Source organism: Streptomyces sp. BYX5S, from assembly GCF_054724165.1.
Map to the genome: position 1 here is coordinate 5,713,816 of NZ_CM138829.1, position 13,208 is coordinate 5,727,023.

Below are 13,208 nucleotides of genomic sequence, written 5' to 3' on the forward strand. Positions count from 1 at the left end.
GCCACCGGATCCGGTTACGGTCTTCCCATGACGACCGCCGAGCGCAGCACCCGCCGGAACCCGCCGCGCGTGGGCGCGCTGCTGCGCGGCTGGCGGGAGCGGCGGCGCGTCAGTCAGCTGGAGCTGGCGCTGCGGGCGGGGTCGTCTGCGCGGCACATCAGTTTCGTGGAGACGGGTCGTTCGCGGCCCAGCCAGGAGCTGGTGCTGCGGCTCGCCGAGCACCTCGACGTACCGATGCGCGAGCGCAACGCGCTGCTGCTCGCGGCGGGCTACGCCCCGCAGTTCACCGAGACCCCGCTGGACGACCCGGCGCTCGACGTCCTGCGCGAGGGGCTCGACACGCTGCTGCGCGGCTACGAGCCGTATCCGGCGTTCGTCGTCGACGCGACGTACAACGTGATCGCGGCGAACAGCGGGATCGCCCTGCTCATGGGTTCGGCGCCCGAGCACCTGCTGTCCGCGCCGCCGAACGCGCTGCGCCTCACCCTGCACCCCGAGGGCCTCGCCCCGCGGATCCGCAATCTGGGCGCCTGGCGGGGACATCTGCTGGCGCAGGTCGAGCGGCAGGTCGCGTCGTCCGGTTCCGAGGCGCTGCGGGCGCTGTACGAGGAGGTGGCCGCGTATCCGGCGCCGCCGGGTACGGAAGGGGAGGAGCCGGACGCGGCCGGGCTGCCGGCGTTCGCGCTGCCGATGGTGGTCGAGCACGAGGGGCAGGTGCTGTCGTTCGTGTCGTCGATCTCGACGTTCAACACGCCGCTGGACGTGACCGTCGCCGAGCTGGCCGTGGAGACGCTGCTCCCGGCCGACCCGGCGACGGCGAAGTATCTTCAGTCCACGCTGGCCTGAGCGCGCAGCGCGGTGTACTGGAGCGCCGCGAACGCGGCCACGACCAGCGCCTGGAACGATCCGTACGCCATTCCGGCCGTGCTCGGCTCCAGCCACGCGAACAGGGCGACGAAGCTGAGGACCGTCCACGCGAGGTTCGCCTCGACCACGACGCGCACCCAGAACGCGGGCGGGCTGCTGCGCGCGGCGAGGGCCGCGACGGCGGCGGCGTAGGCGACGAGGCCGAGGCCGAGCCCGAGGAGCAGCCCCGCGTCGATGCCGAGGAGCCGGCCGAGGGGGCCGGAGACGACGACGTACGCGAGCCCGTTGACGCCGGTGCCGATGGCGTCGAAGGCTAGGAAGCGACGCAGCCACGTACGGGCCTTGCGGGCCTGGAACGTCGCGGCGGCGGTCGTGGTGGTGGCGGACATGGGGATCACCCTCCGTCATCGGATCGGGGGCGCTTGCCCGCGCCTCCCGTATCTGTGCCCCCACCCTGCCCGCGCTCCGCACGGGGGTCGATTACGTCCGAGGTAATGCCCGCCCCGCCCGCTCCGTCCCGTGCCCGCCGCTCGTGCGCGACTCGTACGGCCCCGGCCGAGGTGTGCCCCCGGCGCAGGGCCATTAGCGTGCCCAGAACGGGACATCGAGGGAGCAAACGGTGACGGATACGACACGCACCCCGACCGAGCCGGACGCCGCGCTGCTGCGCGCCGGACGGTTCTTCCGCAAGGGGACGGCCTCCGAGGACCTGCACAGCGTGCAGCTCAAGGGCGGCCGGGACGGGGACGTCTTCTACCGGGACCGCTGGAGCCACGACAAGGTCGTGAACTCGACGCACGGCGTGAACTGCACCGGTTCGTGCCGGTGGAAGGTGTACGTCAAGGACGGCATCATCACCTGGGAGACCCAGCAGACGGACTACCCGAGCGTCGGCCCGGACCGCCCCGAGTACGAGCCGCGCGGCTGCCCGCGCGGCGCCGCGTTCTCCTGGTACACGTACTCGCCGACCCGTGTGCGCTACCCGTACATCCGGGGTGTCCTCGTGGAGATGTACCGGGAGGCGAAGGCGCGGCTGCACGATCCGGTGCTCGCGTGGGCCGACATCCAGGCCGACCCCGAGCGGCGCCGCCGCTACCAACAGGCGCGCGGCAAGGGCGGGTTGGTGCGCGCGACGTGGGACGAGGCCGTGGAGATCGTGGCCGCCGCGCACGTGCACACCATCAAGACGTACGGGCCGGACCGTGTCGCCGGGTTCTCTCCGATCCCCGCCATGTCGATGGTGTCGCACGCGGCGGGGGCCCGTTTCATGTCCTTGATCGGCGCGCCGATGCTGTCGTTCTACGACTGGTACGCCGACCTGCCGGTGGCCTCGCCGCAGGTGTTCGGCGACCAGACCGACGTCCCGGAGTCGGGTGACTGGTGGGACGCCGCGTATCTGATGATGTGGGGCTCCAATGTGCCGGTGACCAGGACGCCGGACGCGCACTGGATGGCCGAGGCCCGCTACCGGGGCCAGAAGGTCGTGGTCGTCGCGCCCGACTACGCCGACAACGCGAAGTTCGCCGACGAGTGGCTGCACCCGCACCCCGGCACGGACGGCGCGCTCGCGCTCGCCATGGGGCACGTGATCCTGAAGGAGTTCTTCGTCGACCGGCAGACGCCGTTCTTCACGGACTACGTCAAGAAGTACACCGACCTGCCGTTCCTCGTCACGCTGGAGGAGAAGGACGGCGGTTTCGTCCCGTCGAAGTTCCTGCGCGCCACCGACCTCGGCCAGGGCGGCGAGGGCGCCGAGTGGAAGACAGCCGTGCTCGACGAGGCGACGGGGCAGCCGGTCGTCCCGAACGGTTCGCTGGGCTTTCGCTGGACCGAGTCCGGCAAGGGCAAGTGGAACCTCGAACTGGGCAACATCCAGCCGACGTTGAGCCTCCACGGCTCCGACATCGCGGGCGGCGTCGAGGTGCTGCTCCCCCGCTTCGACACCGACGGCGGCACGCACGGCCAGGGCCGCGGCGAGGTCGTCCGGCGCGGGGTCCCGGCCACGCGGCTCGGCGGACAGGACGGTCCGCTGGTGACGACCGTGTTCGACCTGCTGCTCGCACAGTACGGGGTGGGGCGCGAGGGCCTGCCGGGTTCCTGGCCCGCCTCGTACGACGACGCGTCCACGCCCGGCACCCCCGGCTGGCAGGAGGAGCACACCTCCGTCCCGGCGGCCAAGTGCGTGAAGATCGCCCGGGAGTTCGCGAGCACCGCCGAGAAGTCGCGCGGGCGCTGCATGATCCTGATGGGCGCCGGGACGAACCACTGGTTCCACTCGGAGACCATCTACCGGGGCTTCCTGTCGCTGCTGCAACTCACCGGCTGTCAGGGCAGGAACGGCGGGGGCTGGGCGCACTACGTCGGTCAGGAGAAGTGCCGGCCCGTCACCGGCTGGGCCTCGCTGGCCTCCGCGAACGACTGGTCGCGGCCGCCGCGGCAGATGATCGGCGCCGCGTACTGGTTCACCAACACCGACCAGTGGCGCTACGACAGGTTCGGCGCCGACGTGCTGGCCTCCCCGCTCGGCAAGGGCGCCTTCGAGGGCATGACGGGCGCGGACGTGCTGGCGCTGTCGGCGCGCTCCGGCTGGATGCCCTCGTACCCGACGTTCGACCGCAGTTCGCTCGCGCTCGGTGAGCAGTCCGTGGAGGAGACGGTCGCCGAACTCAAGGCGGGTTCGCTGAAGTTCGCCGTCGAGGACCCGGACGCGCCGGAGAACTGGCCGCGCGTGCTGACGCTGTGGCGGGCGAATCTGCTCGGCTCGTCCGCGAAGGGCGCCGAGTACTTCACGAAGCACCTGCTGGGCACGCATTCGTCGCTGCGCGCCGAGGAGGCCGCGCCCGAGGAGCGCCCGACGACGGTGACGTGGCGCGACGAGGCACCCGAGGGCAAGCTCGACCTGCTGCTCTCCCTCGACTTCCGGCAGACGTCGTCGACGCTCCTGTCCGACGTGGTGCTGCCCGCCGCCACCTGGTACGAGAAGCACGACATCGCCTCCACGGACATGCACCCCTACGTGCACTCCTTCACCCCGGCCGTGGACCCGCCGTGGCAGGCGCGCAGCGACTTCGACACGTTCAAGGCGCTCGCCCACAAGCTGAGCGAGCTGTCCGTCCACCACCTCGGCGTACGCCAGGACCTGGTGGCCGCGCCGCTCCAGCACGACACCCCGGGCGAGATCGCGCAGCCCGGCGGCGTCGTCCTCGACTGGCGCAAGGGCGAGTGCGAGCCGGTGCCCGGGAAGACGATGCCGAACCTGGTGGTCGTCGAGCGGGACTACACGGCGATCGGCGCCAAGTTCACGGCGCTCGGCCCGCTCGTCGAGCAACTGGGCCTGCCCGCCAAGGGCATCGTCCTCAAGCCCGACCAGGAGGTCACGGAGCTGCGCGAGCGCAACGGCACGGTGCGCGGCGGCCCCGCCGACGGCCGGCCCTCCCTCGACACGGCGGTCAAGGCGGCGAACACCATCCTCGCCCTGTCCGGCACCACCAACGGCCGTCTCGCCACGCAGGGCTTCCACACCCTGGAGGCGCGTACGGGGCAGGAGATGGCGCACCTGTCGGCCGAGCACGAGGGCAAGCGCATCAGTTACGCGGACACGCAGGCCGCGCCGGTCCCGGTGATCACGTCGCCGGAGTGGTCGGGCAGCGAGTCCGGCGGGCGCCGCTACACGGCGTTCACGCTCAACACCGAACACCTCAAGCCGTGGCACACCTTGACGGGACGTCAGCACTTCTTCATCGACCACGACTGGATGCACGAGCTGGGCGAGGCGCTGCCCGTGTACCGGCCGCCGCTCGACATGAACCGGCTGTTCGGCGAGCCGCGGCTCGGGCCCGACGGCGAGAAAGAGGTGACGGTCCGTTACCTCACGCCGCACAACAAGTGGTCGATCCACTCCGAGTACCAGGACAACCTGTTCATGCTGGCGCTGTCCCGCGGCGGCCAGTCGATCTGGATGGCCCCGCAGGACGCCGAGTCGATCGGCGTGAAGGACAACGACTGGATCGAGGCGGTCAACCGCAACGGTGTCGTCGTCGCCCGCGCGATCGTCTCCCACCGCATGCCGGCCGGCACGGTCTACATGCACCACGCGCAGGAACGCACCGTCAACGTGCCGAAGGCGGAGGCGTCCGGCAAGCGCGGCGGCATCCACAACTCGCTCACCCGGCTGATCCTCAAGCCGTCCCATCTCATCGGCGGCTACGCCCAGTTGAGCTGGGCGTTCAACTACCTCGGCCCGACGGGCAACCAGCGCGACGAGGTCACGGTCATCCGCCGTCGCTCCCAGGAGGTCCAGTACTGATGCGCATCATGACTCAGATCGCGATGGTCATGAACCTCGACAAGTGCATCGGCTGCCACACCTGCTCGGTCACCTGCAAGCAGGCGTGGACCAACCGCAACGGCATGGAGTACGTCTGGTTCAACAACGTCGAGACCCGCCCCGGGCAGGGGTATCCGCGCCGCTACGAGGACCAGGACAAGTGGCGCGGGGGCTGGGAGCTGAACAAGAAGGGCGCGCTGAAGCTGAAGGCGGGCGGGCGGTTCAAGAAGCTCGCGGGGATCTTCTCCAACCCCAAGCTCCCGGAGATCAAGGACTACTACGAGCCCTGGACGTACGACTACAAGAACCTCACCGACGCCCCGCTCGGCGACGACTACCCGGTCGCGGAGCCGCGCTCCCTCATCAGCGGCAAGCCGATGAAGATCGAGTGGTCCTCGAACTGGGACGACAACCTGGGCGGCGCGACCGAGCACGGCGATCTCGACCCGATGGTCGAGAAGACCCGTGAACAGGCGGCGGAGAAGGTCAAGTTCCAGTTCGAGCAGACCTTCATGTTCTACCTGCCGCGGATCTGCGAGCACTGCCTCAACCCGTCGTGCGTCTCGTCCTGCCCGTCGGGCGCGATGTACAAGCGGGTGGAGGACGGCATCGTCCTCGTCGACCAGGACTCCTGCCGCGGCTGGCGGATGTGCGTGACCGGCTGCCCGTACAAGAAGGTGTACTTCAACCACCGCACCGGCAAGGCCGAGAAGTGCACGCTGTGCTATCCGCGCGTCGAGGTGGGCCTGCCGACGGTCTGCTCCGAGACGTGCGTGGGCCGGCTGCGCTACCTCGGCGTGATGCTGTACGACGCCGACAAGGTGACCGAGGCCGCCTCCTCGAAGAACGAACACGACCTGTACGAGGAGCAGTTGGGTGTCTTCCTCGATCCGGAGGACCCCGCGGTGCAGCGGGCCGCCGAGGAGGCGGGCATCCCCTTCGACTGGATGGAGGCGGCGCGCCGCTCCCCCGTCCACGCGCTGATCAGCAAGTACAAGGTGGCGCTGCCGCTGCACCCGGAGTACCGGACGATGCCGATGGTCTGGTACATCCCGCCGCTCTCCCCCGTCGTCGACGCGCTCACCGAGACCGGGCACGACGGCGAGGACCACGCGAACCTGTTCGGCGCGATCGACACGCTGCGCATCCCCCTCGAATACCTCGCGGAGATCTTCACGGCGGGCGACACCGGGCCGGTGCGCGCCTCGCTGGAGAAGCTGGCGGCGATGCGCTCGCACATGCGGGCCATCAACCTCGGTGATCTGCCGGACAGTTCGATCGCCGAGTCCATCGGCATGGAACCGCACGAGATCGAGGAGATGTACCGCCTCCTCGCCATCGCCAAGTACGAGGACCGGTACGTGATCCCGACGGCCGCCGTCGGGGACGCGGAGCGCCTGGAGGAGTCGGCGCTGCCGTCGGACACCTGCTCGCTCGACCACGAGGGCGGGCCCGGCATGGGCGGCGAGGGTCCCTTCGGCGCCGACTCCGGGTCGACCGTCGCGGACGGCCGCAAGCTGCTGCCCGTCGTCTCCGTCGAGAACTTCCAGCTCAGCAAGGAACGCCAGACCGCCGACCAGGAGGACAGCCCATGACCGACCGGACCTCCCTGCTCCTCCAGGCGTCGGCGCTCTGTCTCACGTACCCCGACGAGGAGTTCTACGAGCGGCTCCCGCTGGTCCGCGCGGCCGCCCCGCCGCTCGCGGCGTTCGTCGAGCACGCCGAGGCCACGCCGGTGCGGGACCTGGCGGCCCACTACGTCCAGGTCTTCGACTTCAAGAACCGGCACAGCCTGTATCTGACGTGGTGGCGCGACGGCGACACCCGGCGGCGCGGCATGTCGCTGGTGCGCATGAAGGAGGCGTACCGGGCGCACGGCATGGAGTTCACCGGCGAGGAGCTGCCCGACTTCCTGCCCGCCGTCCTCGAATTCTCGGCGCAGGCGGGCACGTTCCTCCTGGAGGAGCACCGCGCGGGCCTCGAACTGCTGCGGTTCGCCCTCACCGACCACGGCACCCCGTACGGAGTCGTCCTGAACGCGGTGTGCGCCGCGCTGCCGGGCCCCTCGCCCAAGGACAGGGCCGAGGCGCAGGCCCTGGCCCGGTCCGGGCCGCCCCGCGAGGACGTCGGCCTCGAACCCTTCGCACTCCCCCTCCTGGAAACGGAGCACGCGCGGTGAATACGGCGATCTGGGGCGTGCTGCCCTACGTAGCCTTCGTCCTGCTGATCGCGGGCACCATCTGGCGCTACCGCTACGACAAGTTCGGCTGGACGACGCGCTCGTCGCAGGTCTACGAGTCGAAGCTGCTCAACATCGCGTCACCGGTGTTCCACTACGGCATCCTGTTCGTCCTCGTGGGCCACATCGTCGGCCTGTTCATCCCGGAGTCGTGGACGGAGAAGGTCGGCGTCAGCGAGCACACGTACCACATGTTCTCGCTGATCGGCGGCACGTTCGCGGGCGTCCTCGCGCTCGCGGGCATCGCCATGCTGGTCTACCGGCGCCGCACCAAGGCACCGGTGCTGCTCGCCACGACGCGCAACGACAAGGCGATGTACGTGTTCCTGGTCGGCGCCATCGTCCTCGGCATGGTCGCCAAGCTGTCGCACTCCGGCGGCAGCGGCTACGACTACCGGCAGACCATCGCGCCGTGGTCGCGCAGCCTGTTCACGCTGAGCCCGGACGTCGCGCTGATGGACGGTGTGCCCACCTTGTATCAGATTCACGCAGTAGTGGGCATGCTACTGATCGCACTGGTACCGTTCACGCGGCTCGTGCATATGTTCAGCGCGCCGGTGCAGTACCTGTTCCGACCGTACGTCGTCTACCGCAGCCGCGATCAGCGGCGCCTGGGCGCCCGGCCGGAGCGTCGGGGGTGGGAGCGCACCGGCTCCTAACCCCTGGGGGCGGACAAAGGTGAGTGAACGACGGCCTGCCCCCACCGTGGGCCAGGTCGTCCTCGGTCGACGCCTGCGGGACCTCAGGGAGGCCCGCGGGCTCAAGCGCGAGGAGGCGGCCCGGCCGCTGCGCGTGGCGGGGGCGACGATCCGGAGGATGGAGACCGCAGAGGTCGCGCTGAAGATCCCGTACGTGCAGATGCTCCTGGAGCTGTACGAGGTGCCCGAGCGGGAGATCGAGGCGTTCGTGGCGCTCGCCGAGGAGGCGAACCTGCCGGGCTGGTGGCAGCGGTTCCACGACGTGCTGCCCGACTGGTTCAGCCTGTACGTCAGCCTGGAGGGCGCGGCCTCGATGATCCGCGCCTACGAACCGCACTTCGTGCCGGGCCTGTTGCAGACCGAGGAGTACGCGCGGGCGGTCTTCGACGCCGGCACGGTGGGCCGCTCCCGGCCCGACGAGGTGGACCGGCACATCGATCTGCGGATGGCCCGGCAGTCGCTCCTCGACCGGGAGGAGTCGCCGAACCTGTGGGTCGTCATGGACGAGACGGTGCTGCTGCGCCCGCCCGGCGGCCCGGACGTCCTGCGCGGCCAGCTCGACCGGCTCATCGAGTCCGCGCGGCGCCCCAACGTGACGCTCCAGTTGGCCGAGTTCGCATCGGGGCCGCATCCGGGCACGTTCGGCCCGTTCACGCTGTTCCGCTTCCCGGTCAGGGAGCTGCCCGACATGGTCTACAGCGAGTACGTGACCGGGGCCCTGTACCTGGACTCGCGGGACGAGGTGGGCGTGCACCTGGAGGTGCTCGACCACCTCGTGGCGCAGGCGGCGGGGGCGGAGCGGACGCTGGAGATCCTGTGCGAGGCGCGGGCCGCCCTCGACTGAACCGGCTTACGTGGAGCGGCCCTTGTCGTCGTCGACGATCTCGGCGTCGACGACGTCCTCGCCCTGGGCCGACTCCTGGCCCTGCGAGGGCGGCGCGTCCTCCTGCGAGGCCGAGGCGGCCTGGTACATCGCCTGCCCCATCCGCTGGCTGACCTCGGCCAGCTTCCGCTCGCCCTCGCGCAGCTCCTGCGTGGAGGCCTCCTTGGACTCCAGCAGTGTCTTCAACTCGCGCACGGCGTCGTCCACTTGGGTGCGGGTGTCGGCCGGGATCCGCTCCTCGTTGTCCCGCAGGAAACGCTCCGTCTGGTACACGAGCTGTTCCGCCTCGTTGCGGACCTCGGCCGCCTCGCGGCGGGTGCGGTCCTCCTCGGCGTGCGCCTCGGCCTCCCGCATCATCCGGTCGATCTCGTCCTTCGGCAGCGCCGAGCCCCCGGTCACCGTCATCTTCTGCTCGCGTCCCGTGGCGAGGTCCTTGGCGGCGACGTGCATGATCCCGTTGGCGTCGATGTCGAAGGTGACCTCGATCTGGGGGACGCCGCGCGGGGCGGGCGGCAGCCCGGTGAGGTCGAAGACGCCCAGCTTCTTGTTGTACGCGGCGATGTCCCGCTCGCCCTGGAAGACCTGGATGCCGACGGAGGGCTGGTTGTCGGCGGCGGTGGTGAAGATCTCCGAACGGCGGGTCGGGATGGTGGTGTTGCGCTCGATGAGCTTGGTCATGACGCCGCCCTTGGTCTCGATGCCGAGGGACAGCGGGGTGACGTCGAGCAGCAGCACGTCCTTGACGTCGCCGCGGATCACACCGGCCTGGTAGGTGGCGCCGACGGCGACGACCTCGTCCGGGTTCACGCCCTTGTGCGGGTCCTTCCCGGTGAGCGACTTGACGAGTTCGGTGACGGCGGGCATGCGCGTGGAGCCGCCGACCAGGATGACGTGGTCGATGTCCTTGAGGTCGACGCCCGCGTCCTCCACGGCCTGGTGGAAGGGCTTCTTGCAGCGGTCCAGCAAGTCACCCGTCAGCTCCTGGAACTGAGCGCGCGTCAGCTTCTCGTCGAGGTGTAGGGGCCCTGCGGCGGAGGCGGTGATGTACGGCAGGTTCACATTCGTCTCGCTCGACGACGACAGCTCGATCTTCGCCTTCTCCGCGCCCTCGCGCAGCCGCTGCACGGCCATCTTGTCGCCGGCGAGGTCGACGCCGTGGGCGTTCTTGAACTGCCGCACGAGGTGGTCGACGATCCGCTGGTCCCAGTCGTCGCCACCGAGCTGGGTGTCGCCGTTGGTGGCCTTGACCTCGATGACGCCCTCGCCCATCTCCAGGAGCGAGACGTCGAACGTGCCGCCGCCCAGGTCGAAGACGAGCACGGTCTGCTCGTCGCCCTTGTCGAGCCCGTAGGCGAGGGCGGCGGCGGTCGGCTCGTTGACGATGCGCAGCACCTTCAGGCCGGCGATCTCCCCGGCCTCCTTGGTGGCCTGGCGCTGCGCGTCGTCGAAGTAGGCGGGCACGGTGACGACGGCGTCGGTGACGTCCTCGCCGAGATAGGACTCGGCGTCACGCTTGAGCTTCTGGAGGACACGGGCGGCCAGTTCCTGCGCGCTGTAGCGGCGCCCGTCGATGTCGCCGCTGTCGGGGAACCGCCAACTCCCGTCGCCCATGTGCCGTTTGACGGAGCGCGCGGTGCGCTCGACGTTGGTGACGGCCTGCCGCTTGGCGACCTCGCCGACGAGCACCTCGGCGGCGGACGTCCGGGCGAAGGCAACGATGGAAGGGGTGGTGCGCGCGCCCTCCGCGTTCGCGATGACGGTCGGCTCACCGCCCTCCAGCACGGCCACCACCGAGTTCGTCGTACCGAGATCGATACCGACCGCACGCCCCATGACGCGTCCCCTATTCGCTGCGAAGGCCCGCTCACGCCGTCCTGGGGTCCAGCACAGGGCGTGAGCGGGCCCACGTCAAGAGTGCGGGGCGCTCAGCCGCCGAGCTTGGCGGTGAGGGTGATCGTGGTGCCGGTCAGGGCCTGGCTCACGGGGCAGTTCTTCTTGGCGTCCTCGGCGGCCGCCTGGAAGCCCTGCTCGTCGAGGCCCTCGACCGTGCCCTCGACGGTGAGGTGGATGCCGGTGATGCCCTCGCCCGGCTGGAACGTCACGTCCGCGGAGGTGACGAGCTTGGTGGGCGGGGTGCCGGCGCCGGTCAGGCCGTTGGAGAGCGCCATCGAGAAGCACGACGAGTGCGCGGCGGCGATGAGCTCCTCCGGGCTGGTTTTGCCGTTCGCCTCCTCGGCGCGGGACGGCCAGGACACGGGCTGCGACCCGATGCCCGACGAGTCGAAGGTGACGGTGCCGTTGCCCTCGAACAGGTTGCCTTCCCACACGGTGTGTGCGGAGCGCGTGGTTGCCACGGTGTTTCCTTTCCGGATGAGGTGTGCCTGTGCCTCCCATCCGACCACATTCGGGGGCGCGGGGCGTGCCGCGGGGCCGCGCGGTTGAGTTCCCGGGGCGGGCACATGGCCGGAATACGCGCTGGGCAAGTCGGCGCGGCGGTGACACTTTGAGGCCTCCCGCCCAGGGGGGGCATCAGGGGGACTCGCAGGGGGTCTGACCATGCGCATGATCTACGCGGACCGAGGTCCGTCACCACTGGAGACCGGCAAGCCGGGCGCGACCGACCGGGACTCGACGTTCGGCTGGTGGGGCGCGTTCAGCATCCAGAAGTTCGTGAACCAGAACCCGCTCTCGCACACCCACGCGGACGCGACGGGCTGGCTGGCGTATCTCCAGCAGTTCTACGACCGCAACTTCTGGTTCGCGGACGCGGGCGCCCAGGTGTGGGCGTACGAGGAGACCTACGACAACTGGCAGGACCGGTACGGCATGGACGCCGTGGTCGCCGTGTACCACTCGGGGCACGGCGGCATGGACGGCAACGGGGTGTTCTTCGCGCCGCTCGGCGCAAAGTGGGACAACCGCTCGGACGCGGTCTCGAACCGGATGGCGTTCGGCAACGAGAAGGCGAACTACGTCTTCTGGTCGACGTGCACCTCGCTGCGCGTCCTGGACGGGCACTCCCCCGTACGCACGTGGGCGGGCCCGAACATCGGCTCCCGGATGATCTTCGGGTTCGAGACGGTGAGCATCGACAGCCCGGACTACGGCAAGAAGTTCTGGGAGAAGTGGCGGGCCGGGCAGACGTTCTGCGACGCGTGGCTGAACGCGAGCTGGGACATCTACCACGGTCAGGCCCCGTCGGTGTGCGCCACGGGCGCGACCCAGGCCGAGGCGCAGAACCGGCTGAACTCCGAGCGCAACTTCTACCGGGAGCACGTCTCCGACGCCTGGTACGCGTGGCGCTGGTACTACGCGCGCGAGGGCCTGCGCGATCCGCTGACGCAGGCGCCGACGAGCCCGCAGGTCGTCCAGCTCGCGCCGCGCGACCCGAGCGACGAGCTGGCCAGGATGGGGCAGTTGGCGCACTTCCCGGCGGCGGCGCTGCAAGAGGTGCAGGTCGAGCGGCAGGGCGTGCTCAGCGCCGCGTCGGGCGACCGGTACGTGTCGACGGCTCCGCAGGCGGTGCGCTGGGTGAAGCTCGCCGAGGCCAACCACCGCAACACCCGGCAGCTGCCCACCGAGCGCGCGGTCGAGATCGCGCAGCGCTTCGTGGGCGAGCACGCCGACGGTGTCGAGCTGGTCGTGGACGGTGTGCACGACCTGATGCAGAACAGCGGCGCGAAGGACGGCTCGCGGATCGGTGAGCCGGTGTCGCTCCAGACGCACGTCACGTTCCGGCAGGCCTTCGACGGCGTACCGGTGATCACTCCGGGCCGCGGCGAGTTCCGGGTGGCGCTCGACAACGACGGCACGGTCGTCCAGGCGACGCTGTCGACGCGGACGCCGACCGGGGAGACGCGCACGCCCGCGTCGGCGGTCGCGCCGCCGTCCGGCAAGGGGCAGCAGGCGCTGGCCTCGCCCGGGGCGCGTGATCCGCGGCAGGCGCTGGACGAGGCGCAGCAGCGGCGCGTCTCGCATCTGGCGGCGATGGCGGCCGACAGTGAGCGGTCGGCGTCCGACATCGAGGCGCAGCTGGAGGTCCGGGACGTGCCCGGCTCCCTTGAGGTCGGGTACGAGATCGAGGGGAACGAGGCGTATCCCGCGGCGCGGAAGCTGGTGGAGATCGGCTCCCGGGACAGCATGTTCAAGAAGCTCCGCTGGGTGAGCGCGCCGCTCGCCAGGTGACCCGCTTCG

The 13,208-nt window shown here is 70.3% G+C and carries 10 protein-coding genes; 7 read left to right on the top strand and 3 right to left on the bottom strand.

Annotation, left to right across the window (positions count from 1 at the left end; translation table 11 throughout):
• The first annotated feature begins 27 nt into the window (after positions 1-27).
• Positions 28-846 carry a helix-turn-helix domain-containing protein gene (locus tag ACYBSK_RS25905; RefSeq protein WP_457479621.1) on the top strand — a complete coding sequence of 273 codons (819 nt, stop codon included), beginning with the start codon at positions 28-30 and terminating at the stop codon, positions 844-846.
• Here the strand turns inward: ACYBSK_RS25905 and ACYBSK_RS25910 are convergent.
• A complete protein-coding gene (locus ACYBSK_RS25910; RefSeq protein ID WP_460243541.1) occupies positions 828-1,256 on the bottom strand; it encodes a hypothetical protein in 429 nt (142 codons plus the stop codon). The genes ACYBSK_RS25905 and ACYBSK_RS25910 overlap by 19 nt on opposite strands.
• A 230-nt stretch (positions 1,257-1,486) precedes the next feature.
• Here ACYBSK_RS25910 and ACYBSK_RS25915 point away from each other — a divergent pair, with 230 nt between their 5' ends.
• From ACYBSK_RS25915 to ACYBSK_RS25935, 5 genes are read left to right on the top strand one after another with little or no spacing between them, the layout of a single operon-like run.
• Complete coding sequence (locus ACYBSK_RS25915) at positions 1,487-5,173, top strand: nitrate reductase subunit alpha (RefSeq protein WP_460243542.1); 3,687 nt, start codon at positions 1,487-1,489, stop codon at positions 5,171-5,173.
• Entirely contained in the window at positions 5,173-6,789 is a 1,617-nt protein-coding gene (narH, locus tag ACYBSK_RS25920; protein ID WP_460243543.1) for a nitrate reductase subunit beta, read from the top strand. Before ACYBSK_RS25915 ends, narH begins: the two co-directional genes overlap by 1 nt.
• A complete protein-coding gene (gene narJ / locus ACYBSK_RS25925) occupies positions 6,786-7,373 on the top strand; it encodes a nitrate reductase molybdenum cofactor assembly chaperone (protein WP_460243544.1) in 588 nt (195 codons plus the stop codon). Before narH ends, narJ begins: the two co-directional genes overlap by 4 nt.
• Positions 7,370-8,092 carry a respiratory nitrate reductase subunit gamma gene (gene narI / locus ACYBSK_RS25930; RefSeq protein ID WP_457479626.1) on the top strand — a complete coding sequence of 241 codons (723 nt, stop codon included), beginning with the start codon at positions 7,370-7,372 and terminating at the stop codon, positions 8,090-8,092. Before narJ ends, narI begins: the two co-directional genes overlap by 4 nt.
• Positions 8,093-8,111: 19 nt before the next feature.
• Positions 8,112-8,975: a helix-turn-helix domain-containing protein gene (locus ACYBSK_RS25935; RefSeq protein ID WP_457479627.1), complete on the top strand. Its 864-nt coding sequence runs from the start codon at positions 8,112-8,114 to the stop codon at positions 8,973-8,975.
• A gap of 6 nt (positions 8,976-8,981) precedes the next feature.
• Here ACYBSK_RS25935 and dnaK read toward each other — a convergent pair whose 3' ends face one another.
• Positions 8,982-10,847, bottom strand: a complete 1,866-nt coding sequence (gene dnaK, locus ACYBSK_RS25940; RefSeq protein WP_460243545.1) for a molecular chaperone DnaK — start codon at positions 10,845-10,847, stop codon at positions 8,982-8,984.
• Between the two features lie 92 nt (positions 10,848-10,939).
• On the bottom strand, positions 10,940-11,368 hold the full coding sequence (locus ACYBSK_RS25945) for an OsmC family protein (protein WP_460243546.1): 429 nt from the start codon (positions 11,366-11,368) through the stop codon (positions 10,940-10,942).
• Between the two features lie 202 nt (positions 11,369-11,570).
• Between ACYBSK_RS25945 and ACYBSK_RS25950 the strand changes: the two genes are divergently transcribed.
• Positions 11,571-13,199 (top strand): DUF6345 domain-containing protein, encoded by a 1,629-nt coding sequence (locus ACYBSK_RS25950; RefSeq protein WP_457479630.1) that lies wholly within the window; start codon positions 11,571-11,573, stop codon positions 13,197-13,199.
• Positions 13,200-13,208: the final 9 nt, after the last annotated feature.